Annotated in this window: 12 protein-coding genes; 7 read left to right on the top strand and 5 right to left on the bottom strand. The window is 40.8% G+C overall.

Annotated features, from left to right (window positions below; genetic code table 11):
• Nucleotides 1-93: 93 nt before the first annotated feature.
• Together ACIF8R_RS08370 and thrC are read left to right on the top strand one after the other, a co-directional pair.
• Nucleotides 94-1395, top strand: a complete 1302-nt coding sequence (locus ACIF8R_RS08370; protein ID WP_396480205.1) for a homoserine dehydrogenase — start codon at nucleotides 94-96, stop codon at nucleotides 1393-1395.
• Nucleotides 1396-1449: 54 nt separating this feature from the next.
• Nucleotides 1450-2589 (top strand): threonine synthase, encoded by a 1140-nt coding sequence (gene thrC, locus ACIF8R_RS08365; RefSeq protein ID WP_019457006.1) that lies wholly within the window; start codon nucleotides 1450-1452, stop codon nucleotides 2587-2589.
• Between the two features lie 108 nt (nucleotides 2590-2697).
• Here the strand turns inward: thrC and pbpG are convergent, their stop codons facing one another.
• Entirely contained in the window at nucleotides 2698-3744 is a 1047-nt protein-coding gene (gene pbpG, locus ACIF8R_RS08360; protein WP_311070215.1) for a D-alanyl-D-alanine endopeptidase PBP7/8, read from the bottom strand.
• A 211-nt stretch (nucleotides 3745-3955) separates the two neighbouring features.
• Here pbpG and ACIF8R_RS08355 point away from each other — a divergent pair, with 211 nt between their 5' ends.
• The 3 genes from ACIF8R_RS08355 to ACIF8R_RS08345 are packed head-to-tail and all read left to right on the top strand — an operon-like array spanning nucleotide 3956 to nucleotide 7619.
• Nucleotides 3956-4591 carry a response regulator gene (locus ACIF8R_RS08355; protein ID WP_000633799.1) on the top strand — a complete coding sequence of 212 codons (636 nt, stop codon included), beginning with the start codon at nucleotides 3956-3958 and terminating at the stop codon, nucleotides 4589-4591.
• A 10-nt stretch (nucleotides 4592-4601) separates the two neighbouring features.
• The gene (locus ACIF8R_RS08350) at nucleotides 4602-6170 is read left to right on the top strand and encodes a sensor histidine kinase (RefSeq protein WP_396480203.1); all 1569 of its coding nucleotides are present in this window, start codon (nucleotides 4602-4604) and stop codon (nucleotides 6168-6170) included.
• Between the two features lie 24 nt (nucleotides 6171-6194).
• A complete protein-coding gene (locus tag ACIF8R_RS08345) occupies nucleotides 6195-7619 on the top strand; it encodes a sigma-54-dependent transcriptional regulator (protein WP_396480201.1) in 1425 nt (474 codons plus the stop codon).
• Nucleotides 7620-7622: 3 nt separating this feature from the next.
• Here ACIF8R_RS08345 and ACIF8R_RS08340 read toward each other — a convergent pair whose 3' ends face one another.
• The 4 genes from ACIF8R_RS08340 to lptF all read right to left on the bottom strand — a co-directional run bounded on the left by ACIF8R_RS08340 (nucleotide 7623) and on the right by lptF (nucleotide 12666).
• Nucleotides 7623-8807 (bottom strand): S41 family peptidase, encoded by a 1185-nt coding sequence (locus tag ACIF8R_RS08340; RefSeq protein ID WP_343570294.1) that lies wholly within the window; start codon nucleotides 8805-8807, stop codon nucleotides 7623-7625.
• 15 nt (nucleotides 8808-8822) lie between these two features.
• Complete coding sequence (gene gpmI, locus ACIF8R_RS08335) at nucleotides 8823-10370, bottom strand: 2,3-bisphosphoglycerate-independent phosphoglycerate mutase (protein WP_396480199.1); 1548 nt, start codon at nucleotides 10368-10370, stop codon at nucleotides 8823-8825.
• Between the two features lie 125 nt (nucleotides 10371-10495).
• Nucleotides 10496-11566 (bottom strand): LPS export ABC transporter permease LptG, encoded by a 1071-nt coding sequence (gene lptG, locus ACIF8R_RS08330; RefSeq protein ID WP_039249061.1) that lies wholly within the window; start codon nucleotides 11564-11566, stop codon nucleotides 10496-10498.
• Nucleotides 11566-12666, bottom strand: a complete 1101-nt coding sequence (gene lptF / locus ACIF8R_RS08325; RefSeq protein WP_205200467.1) for an LPS export ABC transporter permease LptF — start codon at nucleotides 12664-12666, stop codon at nucleotides 11566-11568. Before lptF ends, lptG begins: the two co-directional genes overlap by 1 nt.
• A gap of 143 nt (nucleotides 12667-12809) precedes the next feature.
• Between lptF and ACIF8R_RS08320 the strand changes: the two genes are divergently transcribed.
• Together ACIF8R_RS08320 and ACIF8R_RS08315 are read left to right on the top strand one after the other, a co-directional pair.
• A complete protein-coding gene (locus ACIF8R_RS08320; protein WP_396480197.1) occupies nucleotides 12810-14258 on the top strand; it encodes a leucyl aminopeptidase in 1449 nt (482 codons plus the stop codon).
• The gene (locus ACIF8R_RS08315; protein WP_006581179.1) at nucleotides 14251-14658 is read left to right on the top strand and encodes a DNA polymerase III subunit chi; all 408 of its coding nucleotides are present in this window, start codon (nucleotides 14251-14253) and stop codon (nucleotides 14656-14658) included. The genes ACIF8R_RS08320 and ACIF8R_RS08315 overlap by 8 nt, the downstream gene beginning before the upstream one ends.
• Nucleotides 14659-14672 lie beyond the last annotated feature (14 nt).

Genomic DNA, 14672 nt, shown 5'->3' with positions numbered 1-14672 from the left:
ATTGAACAGGCACGAAAAGCGCTAGAGTCTGGCGTTTTTTTTAGCTATGATCTAGCTTCAACTAAATGATTAAATGATGATATGGAGTGTGACGTGAAACCAGTTCGCCTGGCAATACTCGGTTTAGGAACCGTAGGTGGAGGAGCCCTTAAACTACTACAAGAAAATGCCGCTGAAATTAAACGTCGCACCGGTCGAGAAATTCAAATTACCCACGTTGGAACACGCCGCCCTCGTCCAGATCTTGAATTAGAAGGTATTAAACAAAGCGCAGACTTACTTGACATCGTTCGTCAACCCGATGTAGATGTGGTTGTAGAAGTGATGGGTGGTATTCACCCTGCTTACGAAATTATCATGGAAGCAATCAAACACGGTAAGCAAGTTGTTACTGCAAACAAAGCCTTACTCGCTGAACATGGCAATGAACTATTTAAAGCAGCTGAAGACAATGCTGTGCAAATTGCTTATGAAGCAGCAGTAGCTGGCGGTATTCCAATTATTAAAGTGATCCGTGAAGGCCTTGCTGCAAACCATATCGAGTGGCTTGCAGGCATTATTAATGGTACAGGTAACTTTATTCTCACTGAAATGCGTGAGAAAGGTCGTGCATTTGATGATGTGTTAAAAGAAGCTCAAGAACTCGGTTATGCAGAAGCAGACCCAACTTTTGACGTTGAAGGTATTGATGCTGCACACAAGCTTACAATTTTAGCGTCTTGTGCTTTTGGTATTCCTCTTCAATTCGATAAGGTTTATACCGAAGGTATCAGCAAAATTACTGCACAAGATGTGAAGTATGCCGAAGAGCTTGGTTTCCGCATTAAACATTTAGGTATTGCCCGTCGTGCTGAGCATGGCATTGAATTACGTGTTCATCCAACACTTATTCCAGATGAGCAACTTATTGCTAACGTAAACGGTGTTAAAAATGCTGTTTTAGTTCAGGCAAATGCAGTTGGTCCAACGCTGTACTACGGTGCTGGTGCTGGTGCAGGCCCAACAGCTTCTGCGGTTGTTGCCGATGTGATTGATATTGTTCGTGACATCTCTTATACAGAAGATGGCGCAGGTACAATTCCTCAACTTGCTTTTGAAGCATTAACAAATATGCCAATTTTAAGCCGTGAAGAAATGACTACAGGTTATTACATCCGCTTAAATGCTGAAGATCAGACTGGTGTACTTGCAGATGTAACGACCATCTTAAGCCGTGCTGGAATCAGTATTGATGCCATCATGCAACAATCACGCTTAAAAGACCTCATTCCAATCGTAATTTTGACCGATCCAATCGTTGAATCAAAAATGGATGACGCTCTTGCGCAAATTCAAGCATTACCTGCTATTCGTGGCGAAATCGTAAGAATTCGTTTAGAATCGCTCGATAGTTAATCAGGTTGAGGGAAAGATTCCCTCTCCCGCTTCACCTCTAATTGGAACACCATCATGTCTAATGCCAATCGTTATACTGGTCTTGTAGATCGTTATCGTGACCGTTTGCCAGTTTCGGCAACTACTCGTGCTATCTCTTTGGGTGAAGGCAACACCCCTCTCATTAAACTTGAGAATATTCCACGTATTATTGGCAAAGATGTTGAAATTTATGTGAAATATGAGGGCTTAAACCCGACTGGTTCATTTAAAGACCGTGGTATGACCATGGCTGTAACCAAAGCCGTTGAAGAAGGCTCTAAAGCAATTATCTGTGCATCTACGGGTAACACGTCTGCTGCTGCTGCTGCATACGCTGCTCGCGCTGGTATCAAAGCATTTGTTTTGATTCCAGAAGGCAAAATTGCGATGGGTAAAATGGCTCAAGCCATGATGTATGGTGCGATCACTATGCAAATCCGTGGTAACTTCGATGATGGTATGCGTCTAGTAAAAGAAGTGGCTGATCAAGCACCTGTAACGATTGTAAACTCAATCAACCCTTACCGTTTGCAAGGTCAAAAAACCATTGCTTATGAAATCGTTGAAGCTTTAGGCCGTGCACCTGATTATCACTGCTTGCCAGTAGGTAACGCAGGTAACATCACCGCTCACTGGATGGGTTATACAGAAGCTGTAGCAAACCAACCTGCTGATCAGTTCGAACAAGTTGTTTATGATGCTGCGACTGATCAATTCACTGGTCCTAAACCAGAAGGCTTACCAACAATGGTAGGTTACCAAGCTTCTGGCGCAGCTCCATTCTTACGTGGTGCTCCAGTTGAAAGCCCTGAAACAGTTGCAACTGCAATCCGTATTGGTAACCCACAAAGCTGGAACCATGCAAAAGCTGTAGTACGTGACTCTAAAGGCTGGTTTGATGAACTTCAAGACAGCGAGATTTTAGAAGCTCAACGCTTACTTTCTATGTATGAAGGTGTATTTGTTGAGCCAGCGTCTGCTGCTTCTATCGGTGGTGCAATCCGTGACATTAAAGCGGGTAAAATTGCTGAAGGTTCTGTAATTGTATGTACAGTAACTGGTAATGGCTTGAAAGATCCTGATACTGCAATCAAACAATGTGCTGATGCAGTGATGTTGTCAATTGATGCAACAATGGACCAAGTAAAAGATTCGATTTTATCTAATATGTAAGATCTGAGTTTTTATAAAAAATGGCTGTTTCATACAGCCGTTTTTTTATGCTTTTTTAAATGCCATAAAAAAACGCTTCTTAGTAGAAGCGTTTTTAAAATATTTAACTTAAATACGTTTTGGCAAATTACTCAACCAACCTAATAAGTTAGTTGCGTCGTTATTACGTGCCTGTGTACTTGGCTCACCAAGCAATACAATCACTGCTGGACGTGAGTTTACAGTCGTGTGCATCACAACACAGCGGCCTGCTTCATTAATATAACCAGTCTTAGATAAGTTGATATTCCAACCACCATTACGCACTAAAGCATTAGTGTTGTTTGACTTGAGTACACGGTAACCTAAATTAAAGTCATAGGTTGGTGTTGTCGAGAATTGACGGATCAAACCATACTGAGATGCTGTACTCGCCAAAATCCCTAAATCACGCGCAGAAGAAACATTGCGTGGGTCTAAACCAGTTGATTCATAATAATGAGTTGCACTCATCCCCAAAGAACGTGCTTTAGCATTCATCGCTGCTACGAATGCAGGACGACCGCCCGGATAAGTACGTGCTAAAGCTGCCGCTGCAGGGTTTTCAGACTTCATTAAAGCAAATAGAAGAACTTCTGCACGGTTCATCTTGTCGCCAACACGTAAGGTTGAGCTTGAGTTTTTACCATTTGCACCAGCAAAGTCGATTTGCTCAAGTGTAATTTCTTCTGACATGTTTAAACGCGCATCTGCCGTTACAACTGCTGTCATTAATTTGGTAATAGACGCAATCGGTACCGATGCGTTGGTATTTTTACTATAAAGGACCTCACCTGTTTGTGCATCCATCACAAGTGCAGCACGTGCGCTGACACTCGGCTGGGCGTTATAACCCCCAGTATCACGGATTGGAGCAACTCTAGGTGTAGAGCTAATAACTTTTGGCGCATTACCGCCACGCAAAGTTGTAGTTACAGAAGTTGAACCTTGCGGCGTCGGCTCATCATCTTCATCATTTAAAAGTTGACTAGCATCCGCTGCTGACCAATTTAAACTTGCAGTACCAGTACTCCCTGAGGACGGGTTATTGACGAGTTCTGCAAAGCTTGTTGAACTCAAACTAAGCAAAATAGACATGCTTAGCACATGCATTAAAGACTTTTTAGAATTTTTCACGGCACAATACTCGACTCAGGGTGACACACATTTGCGCTTACTATCATTATGCCTTACATTTGGGATATAAGGTATAAAGCTTTACCGACACAATTGTGCACAACTATTCGCTCACTATAGAAGAATAGGATTGCTAATTTTGTCATTCCATTGCAAGCTTATTTTGCTTTATGTAACAAAAAACTTGTTTTTTGAAAGAAAGGAGGTCTTCTTGATTACAGTTTTAGTTGTCGATGACCATGAACTGGTACGTACGGGTATTTGCCGTATGTTAGAAGATCATGCAGATGTTGAGGTAATTGGACAAGCCGAATCTGGGGAAGAAGCAATTGCTATCGTTCGCCAGCAACATCCGCAAGTCGTACTACTTGATGTCAACATGCCGGGCATCGGTGGTGTAGAAACAACTCGTCGTTTATTACAAACAGCCCCAGAGACCAAAGTCATTGCTGTAAGTGGCCTTGCTGAAGAACCCTACCCATCTTTATTGCTAAAAGCTGGTGCAAAAGGCTATATCACCAAGGGTGCGCCAATTGCCGAGATGGTACGTGCAATTAATAAAGTCATGCAGGGCGGTAAATATTTTAGTGCTGATATTGCCGAGCAGCTAGCAAGCTCTTATTTATCCGACACTCAACAATCCCCTTTTGACTCTCTATCAGAGCGGGAAATGCAAGTTGCGATGATGGTCGTCAACTGTATTAGCGCACAAGAAATTGCCGATAAACTTTTTGTGAGTGTGAAAACTGTAAATACTTACCGTTATCGTATTTTTGAAAAGTTAGGAATTGATAGTGATGTAAAACTCACACACCTTGCGATTCGTTACGGTCTGATCAAACCATAATCAGACTTACATGCACTCTCCTTTAAATTCATCCCTGTCCCATACGATTTTTCGTTTGGGCACTTGGTATGGTTTATACCGTCTTATTATTGCGGTTAGCCTGACTATTATTTTGGTTTCAACCAATGCGCAAACCGACAATAGTTTGCAATACCCTGCTTTATATTTCTACACACTACTCGGCTATTCGCTCTTAAGCCTTGTCCAGTTGTTATGCTTTAAATTGGTTGCGACTCAGGCAACACGTCAGCTTGCTTTATTTTTTATTGTCGATGTTATTTGTTTGAGTTTACTGACTTTTTCTGTTGGTGAACCAAATTTACAGCTTAGTCTACTTTATGTAATTGCAATCTTTACCTCGGCAATTTTGCTCAGCGCAAGAATGTCTTTGATCATTACCTTACTTGCGATCATTGCAGTTATTTACCAGCGCTTCGTGGGTAGTTTGTTCGACTACAGCAATCTAAACACGATCGGTAATAGCGCCCTACTGGCCTTCTTATTTTTTGTGGTGCATGGTATTGGACAAATTGCTGTGCAGCGTTTTAAATTACTTGAAGCACTCACTTTTCACCAATCAATAGAACTTTATCAATTACAAAATATTAACCGTTATATCTTAGAACAAATTGAAGAAGGCTATTTAGTTCTAGATGAAGACTACGACATTGTTCTAAGTAATCCGGCCGCTTGCTCTCTTTTAGGAATTCCTCCTCAATTTGCCAATGAAAAATATTCTTTGGCTAAATGGCATGCCGATTTATTTGAAATATTGAAGTTTGGTGACTTACAAGAAGGTGACCGATTTATTTTTGAGTCTCGGTTATCCACCTATTCTATTAATATTAAAGTGCAGCATCTTTTAGTCCCACAACAAGCGCTGACACTGCTTATTTTACAAGATGCCCAGCAAATTAATCAGCAAGCCCAGCAGCTCAAACTTGCCGCTTTAGGGCAACTCTCAGCAAGTATTGCGCATGAAATTCGCAATCCCCTTGCAGCAATTGTTCAAGCAAATGAGCTACTCAAAGACAGCAACCTAGAACAACAAAATACTTTACGCCATATGATTGGCAAGCAAACCAAACGCATTGATAGTATTGTTCAAGACACCTTAGGACTTGCTCGTAGTGAAAGAACACACCCTATTCAGATTGACTTAAACAATTTTATAAATACGCTACTCGATGAAGATTTATCTGACGTTAAACATTCAATTCAACTCAAAATTTCTGATCGTTCTTTAAAATTTTTATTTGACGAAAAACAATTAAGACAAGTCATGATCAATCTGGTGCGAAATGCTCTACGGCACAATGCACCCGACTCACCGAATGTCATGATCAATATTCATTCACAAACAAATAAAATTTATATTGATGTGATCGATTACGGTGAAGGTGTTTCAAAACGTGATATATCTCAATTATTTAAACCATTTTTTAGTACCGAAATTAATGGAACTGGTTTAGGATTATACTTGTCTCATAGTTTTTGTGAGGCAAACCATGCAAAGCTCACCTATGTAGAGCAAAAACAAGGGGCATGCTTCAGAATAGAATGCCCAATAATATATTGATTTTTTTATTAGGTTTTTGGGGAAATGGCAGAACAGCAACCACTCGTTTTGCTTGTAGACGATGAAGAAGATTTGTGCCTTTTAATGCAAATGACACTTGCACGAATGGGGATTAAAACACATCTTGCTTATCGGGTTGAACAGGCCAAACAACTCTTCACACAGTTTCATTACGATGCATGTTTAACCGATTTAAACCTACCCGATGGAAGTGGGTTAGATTTAGTCAAACATGTCTCTCAAAATTACACCAACACACCCATTGCGGTTTTAACTGCCTACGGCAATATGGATATTGCAATTGCAGCATTAAAAGCAGGTGCTTTTGATTTTGTAAGCAAACCCATCAATCAAGTACATCTAGATCAGTTATTACAGAAAGCCTTAAATCGGCAAAAAACAGAGCGTGATTTTGCCGAGAGCGCTTTAGAAAACAAATTATTAATCGGTCGTTCTCTGCCTATTCAACAATTACGCATCGCAATTAAAAAAATTGCACGCTCTCAAGCACCGGTATTTGTTACGGGTGAATCTGGAACAGGTAAGGAAGTAGTTGCTAACCTAGTTCATCGGCTGAGTAACCGTAGTGAAGGTCCTTTTATTGCGATTAACTGCGGTGCTATTCCAACCGAACTCATGGAAAGTGAGCTGTTTGGGCATAAAAAAGGGAGCTTTACCGGTGCCACGCAAGACAAACAAGGCCTAATTTTATCGGCTCATGGCGGTAGTTTATTTTTAGATGAAATTGCCGAATTACCATTAAGTATGCAGGTTAAACTACTCCGTGCAGTACAAGAGAAAAAGATTCGTCCTGTCGGTTCCGATCAGGAAATTGATGTTGATTTTCGAGTAATTAGCGCGAGTCATCAAGACTTAGATTTATTGGTTAGACAAGGCAAATTCCGTCAGGATTTATTCTTCCGTATCCACGTTATGGACCTGATGTTACCGCCTCTACGTGAACGTGGTGAAGATGTCTTGTTACTTGCAAATCACTTTATTCAGAAAATTTGTATGGAGTGGGAAACCCCACCTAAGCAATTAACCGAAGCAGCTGAAACTTACTTGTTACAGCAGCACTTTCCGGGCAATGTTCGCGAATTAAGAAATATGATTGAGCGAGCAATTACCTTAAGCGACGATGCCAAGATTGATATACCACATTTGCATCCTGCACCTTTAAGAGCAAATATTCCTCATCCAATAACATCGGCATCTCAAAGCTTACCGAGTCCGGTAACTGCTGCTCCACAGACTGTAAAGAAATTGCCTACTGAGGGCTTGGAGCGTTATTTAGAGAGTATTGAAAAAGATATCTTGCTCAATGCACTCAATATGACTCATTGGAATCGAACCTTAGCAGCTAAAAAACTAGGAATGACTTTCCGTTCTTTACGCTATCGTTTGAAGAAATTTGGATTAGATACTGAAACTGAACAGGAAGTATAAAGCTTACTTCCTTTTTAGAAGTAGATCGGCAACACGATCTAAATAAACTTCTTCTTTCATTTCTGGAGGTAAGGGATAAGTCTGGTTAGGCTGAATACCTTGCCCTTCAATCATATTGCCGTTTGGTGTGTAGTAATGTGAGACCGTCATTTGTAAGGCTGCCCCACTTGGTAAAGGGAAAAGCTTTTGTACAACGCCCTTTCCATAACTTTTCTCACCAATGACCCAAGCACGTTGATGCTCTTTCATTGCAGCAGTAAAAACTTCTGCTGCCGATGCAGATCGGTGATTAATTAAAATACCAACTTTTATATTTTGAAAATCATTACCGGGTAAAGCCTGAAATTGCTGATTGCCTTCCGAGCGACTTTTTGTAGAAACAATAATGCCATGATTTAAAAATAAATCGGCTGACTCAACAGCAGCAGATAACAGCCCACCTGGGTTATTTCGTAAATCAATTAATACGGCTTTTAAACGCGAAGAACTATTTTCTTCAATTAAACGTTTGATCTCATTGGCGGTATCTTGCTGGAATACTCTAATTTTTAAGACCAATACCTGATTATGTAACATGACAGGTTCGATATCGGTTTCAATCTTTTTATTACGAACCAAACTGATTGGGGTATTTGACTCTTCTGTCTGTACTTGAAGTGTTGATCCTATCGATCCATAAAGCAGACCAAATACTTGATCTTGCGTCAGATTCTTAAGCTCTTGATTGTCGATCTTTAAAATAGTTTGGCCATTTCTTAAGCCTAATTTATATGAGTCTGAACCCGCCTTCAGGTCACGAATCATCCATTTATGAATATGTGCTTCTGGACTTAACGCGAAATCAACCGAAGCAAGATCCCCTTCGGTATATTGAATGAGTTGACGGTATTCTTCAGCTGACAAATAGCGGGAGTAACGGTCTAGACCACTAACAAGGCCTTTAATTGCTTGTAAAAATAAAGCGTCGTCCGACTTTTCATCGACATAGTTATCGCGAACAATTCCGTAAATTTGTACAAACTGCTGAATCGATTCAATAGGGACTTCTGCATAACTTTCTTCAGATTCTTGTGAATCAGCATGCTGAGGCGATAATTTTTCTTTTACAACAGGAGCAGCAAGAGCGAGGTGGCTGCAACACATCAATACACTACCCAAAAAAGCTTTATATATATTGTGTTGCAGCATTTAGTCACCTATCGCTTATGCAGATAATGTAATCAGATTACGACCTTGCATTTCCGCAGGTACAGGAATCTGCATTAGATTAAGGATGGTCGGTGCAACATCTGCAAGTACACCACCTTCTGCAATAGTCGCTTGTGTTGGACCAACATAAATAAACGGTACAAGCTCTGTTGTATGTTGAGTATGAACCTGACCACTTTCGTAGTCCTGCATTTGCTCAACGTTACCATGGTCAGCAGTAATAAGCATGTGGCCTTTTTTCGCCATCACAGCTTCGTATACACGACCTAAACATGTATCAACTGCTTCAACGGCTTTAACCGCAGCATCAAATACGCCTGTATGACCTACCATATCACCATTGGCAAAGTTCACAACAAGTAAATCGTACTCACCTGAGTTAATTGCCTTAACGAGTTCATCAGTTACTTCATAAGCACTCATTTCAGGCTTCAAGTCATATGTTGCAACGTTTGGTGATGGAATTAGAATACGCTTCTCACCTGGGTATTCATCTTCACGACCACCACTAAAGAAGAATGTCACATGAGCATATTTTTCTGTTTCAGCAATACGTAATTGTGTTTTGCCAAGAGAAGATAAATATTCACCAAGTGAGTTTTTCAACTCTTCAGGCATATATGCCACAGGTGCATCAATACTTGCCTGATAACGTGTCAGCATGACAAATTTAGAAAGGTTCGGTACAACTTTACGCTCAAAGCCAGCGAAGTCTTTTTCAACAAAAGCACGAGTAATTTCACGAGCACGGTCAGCACGGAAGTTCATGAAAACAATGCTATCGCCGTCTTGAACTTTGGCCACATCACCAATACGAGTTGCTTTTACAAACTCATCATTTTCATTAGCTGCATAGGCAAGCTCTAAACCTTCAACTGCAGTATTTGCAGTACGAACTGCTTCACCTTCAGTCAATAAACGGTAGGCCTGTTCTACACGGTCCCAACGATTGTCACGGTCCATTGCAAAGTAGCGACCAATCATGGTTGCAATGCGCCCTTTGCCTTCATATTGAGCAAATAAAGCATCTAATTTTTCTAATGAAGGTTGAGCACTACGTGGAGGAGTATCACGACCATCAAGGAATGCATGAAGGTAAACTTTTGCACCACGTTTTAATGCAAGCTCACACATTGCCACAATATGGTCTTCGTGTGAATGAACACCACCTTCAGAAAGTAGGCCCATAATATGAACTGCACCACCTGCCGCTTTTGCTTTTTCAACAGCGTCAATCAACACTTCATGTTTGAAAAAGTCGCCAGTACGAATGTCTTTAGTAATACGGGTAAAATCTTGGTACAAGACACGGCCAGCGCCAAGGTTCATATGGCCAACTTCGGAGTTACCCATTTGTCCATCAGGTAAACCTACATCTTCGCCAGAACCAGAAATCAGACTATTTGGATGCTTTGCTTTCATTGCAGTTAAATTCGGGGTTTTTGCTGCAAGAAAAGCATTATCTTCAATCGCTTCACGGTGTCCAACACCGTCCATAATGACCAGAACGTGAGGAATCTTGCCAGCAGTTGCATCCGTCATAATCAATTTCTCTTTTGTCTACAATTTCATCGCAATATCTTACCGAATTTTCGGTGAAGACTCTATTTTTTCCTATGGCTTTCACCAATGCAGATCATTGAGAAAGCCATTCATATTCTTTCAAATTAGCGGGCACGGTAAAGTAAGTAACTTCCGGCACCAAACATTAAAATAATAGGTACAAGTACAAACCAAGCTGGAGAAGGTGCATATACCAAACTTGCGTAACCCAAGAAATCTTGCAAGTAATAGAAGCCTAAACCAATAAAGAGTGCGATCACCAAACGGAAACCCATTGACTGTTGACGTAGTGGACCAAAAATAAAAGAACACGCCACTAATACAAGAGTAATCAATGAAAATGGAGAGGCAACTTTTTGCCAGAAAGCCAATTGGTAAGTTTTAGGAACTTGGCTATATTCCTCCATATAGCGCATAAAACTAATGAGCTGACTTGGAGATAAGTCTTCAGGGTCTAAAGTCACCATGTGTACATATTTAGGTTGTAAAGCCAACCCTAAAGACTGCTGATCATGGTTATTTTGTATTGAATTACCATCTGTAAGAATGTCGGTCTGGCTGGCTTTTTGCAAAGACCATTGACCATCTTTGATAAACTTTCCTTGCTCTGCATTAATTACTGACTGCAAGTGATATTCTTTATCAAAGTCGACCACCTGAATATCTCTTAGATTTCCTTGCGAGTTTGCATAATCAATATAAATAAAGCGCTGCCCTTCTCGCGACCAATAGCCTTTCACTTCGCCTAAAGCCGCTACTGAACGATGGCTTTTGATACTTTGTGCTTTCTCATTGGTATAGGGAACAACCCACTCGCTTAGCGCAAAAGATAAAACAATGAGTAGCAAAGCTGAACGCATCACCCAGCCTACAATACGCCATAAACTAATCCCGACTGAGCGCATCACGATGAGTTCACTGTTGGATGCTAAAGCACCCAACCCAATCACAGCACCAATTAAGGCCGAGATAGGCAAAATTTCGTATAGATAACGAGGAGCGCCCCATAATACATAGATAAAAGCTTGCCATGCATTATAGTCAGGCTTTAACTCACCCAACTCACCCAAATAGGTAAACAAGACTTGCAAAACAGATAAGACAATGGTGGTACCAAACATTGCAAGCGCAGTGGTTTTCGTCACATATTTGGCGACTATTCGACGTGCTAACATTATAATTTCACTCGCTTGATCTGTTTCTTGATTTTCGGCCCTAATTTCTGTTTACGTGAAAATAAGGCAGCTGCAATTGCATAAACCAATAAAGCCGCTGGATAAGCCCAAATATCCAATTCACCTTTACTAATACGAGTCTTAATCGCAATCATAAGCACAATCAGGCTCGCGAAAATAAAAATAGATGGAATAAGACGATAATAACGACCTTGTCGAGGACTCACCTCAGACAATGCAACCGACATCATTAGGGCAACAATAATGGTAAACGGACCAAATAAACGCCATCCCAATTCACTTCTAATGACTGGATCATTAGTTTTAGCCAATAGCTTAGAAGTTGGAAGTGCTTCTACTTCGCTACTTTCAAACTTGACGTCTTTATCATTTTCTAAACGCAGACGATAAGACTGGAACTCTGCTTGCGTATATTTAGGTTGTCCCGGATATATTTCATAACGGCGACCTTGAACCAGATCGACAACATTAGCTGTATCATTAGCCATCTCAACACGTGTTGCCTCTTTTGCCAAAATCATGACATCTGGCTTGCCTTCTTTGGTCGCACGTTGATAAAAGAAAATATCCTTGAGGTTTTTACGGTCTTCCGACAAGGAGCCTGCATAAATCGTATAAGGCCCTGAAGAAATAAACTCTCTTGGTCGAACCAAGTCAAAGCCTGTCCGTACAGCTTGGGTCGTCGTTAGTTTTTCAAATTCACGTAGTCCCCACGGCGTCATCCATAGCATAAGTACAGACTGACAAACCATATAAACCAATGTCATTGGAATGAGTAACCGCGCTAACTGATGACGGCTTACCCCACTACCATTCAAGACAGCCATTTCATGGTCAACATATAATCGACCAAACACCAACATTAAACCAATAAAAAATCCCAGTGGTAAAATGAGTGTTAAAAATTCAGGTAAACGGTATCCAATGATGCTAAATAAAATACTTGCATCTAAACGCCCCTGTGCCGCCACACCAAAGTATTTGATCAGACGACCACCCATCATGATTAGGGTCAATAATGCAATGACCACCAATGAGGTAGAGACAACTTGCTTGACGAGATAACGCCGAATAATCAAATTAATACTTCCAAAAGGCTAAACGGGACGAACGCTAGTTTACCCGAATGTTAAAAATATAAAACCGCACATTGCAACGCTATGCTTGAAAGTGTTTCAATGTTTTAATCCAACATAACTTTCTATAGGCAATCACGGCAGCCATGAAATTTACAACTTATACGACTTTTCCTGAACAAACATCTAATGAATCTTTGTGGGTTTTAGTTGATTCAGAACAGCTACAAAGCAACCTCAATACATATCAAATCAATAACCTAGAAAGTATTCTTGCAGCGTCTCAATATAAAGCTAACTTCAATGAGACACTGCCATTATTTGGTCAGCTTAACACTCAACCTCACAGCCAACTACTTGGTTTAGGAAAAGCAGCTGAACTTCAAGCAGTTAAGTTAGCAAAATTGGCACAAACCATTATCAAATCGACACAAAATAAATTTAAGCATATCGCAATTGATATTGCTGCATTACCTGTCGAATACCATTATTTATTTGCATTAAGCTTAACTCAAGCAGCTTATGGTTATGATGAGTTTAAATCGAAAAAAAATGAATTTGTGTTACAACAAGTTGATTTAATTAGTCCACATACTAGCCTTGATGAAAATCAACTTGCTTTAGTACATGCCGTACAATCTGGTCAATCTTTTGCGCGTGACTTAGGTAACCGTCCAGGTAATATCTGTTTCCCTGAATATCTGGCTGAACAGGCTTTAGCTTTAGCAGCAGAATTCCCTGATTTACTCAAAGTGACTGTCTTAAATGAGCAGCAAATGGCTGACTTAGGCATGTATGCTTTCCTTGCTGTGAGTAAAGGATCTGAGCGTCCGGGTCGTATTGTCACTCTTGAATACCAAGCACAGCTTGAACAAGCCCCTGTCGTACTTGTCGGCAAAGGCGTTACTTTTGATACAGGTGGTATTTCTTTAAAACCAGGCCTTGGCATGGATGAAATGAAATTCGATATGTGTGGAGCAGCCTCTGTACTCGGCACGATTCGCGCACTATGTGAAGCACGCCTTCCAATCCATGTGGTGGGCGCGATTGCAGCAGCAGAAAATATGCCTTCGGGTAAAGCAACCCGTCCAGGCGATATCGTAACGACCATGAGTGGTCAAACGGTTGAAATTTTAAATACTGACGCTGAAGGCCGTTTGGTTCTTTGCGATACGTTAACGTATATCAAACGTTTCAATCCGGCAGTCGTTGTTGATATCGCAACATTAACTGGTGCTTGTGTAGTGGCATTAGGTAAAGTGCTAAGCGGTTTATTCTCTCCTGACGATGCCTTAGCAGCTGAGCTTCAACAAGCAGGTGAGCAGTCATTTGACCGTGTGTGGCGCATGCCAGTGATTGATGATTATCAAGAACTATTGGACTCACCTTTTGCAGACATCGCTAACATTGGTGGACCACACGGTGGTGCAATTACAGCAGCCTGCTTCCTTGAGCGTTTTACTCGTGACTATCGTTGGGCTCACCTAGATGTAGCAGGAACAGCTTGGTTATCAGGTACAGCAAAAGGTGCGACTGGCCGTCCAGTACCACTACTTATGCAATTCTTGGCTAACCGTGTAAATACGAATGGCTAAAGTTAGCTTTTATCTGTTTGAAACCAGTGAAGAACGGCAAGTCGATAGTGCTTGCCGTTTATGTCGGAAGATTTTACTGAAGCATTCAAACATCTGGTGGTATTGCCCAGATGTACAGTTACAACAAACACTTGATGAAAAATTATGGAGCTTTGATCCGACCAGTTTTATTGCACATGGGATTGATCAGGCAGACGCAGCAGTATGTATTTCGGCTAAACAACCTTCTGAACAAGGCTGGTTGGTATTTAATTTTAACAATCATGCACTTGAACAAGTGAATCATTTTAGCCACATTATAGAAATTGTTGAAAATAATGAAGCAGCCAAGCAAATTGGCCGAGAAAAATTTAAAATGTATCGTCGTTTAGGTATAGAACCTCGAACCTTTAAATTATAACGCGCTAAAATGTA

Origin of the sequence: Acinetobacter sp. ABJ_C4_1 (assembly GCF_044538495.1) — a bacterium.
GTDB classification, from domain to species: Bacteria; Pseudomonadota; Gammaproteobacteria; order Pseudomonadales; family Moraxellaceae; genus Acinetobacter; species Acinetobacter nosocomialis_A.
This window is presented reverse-complemented; position numbering and strand designations above follow the sequence as displayed.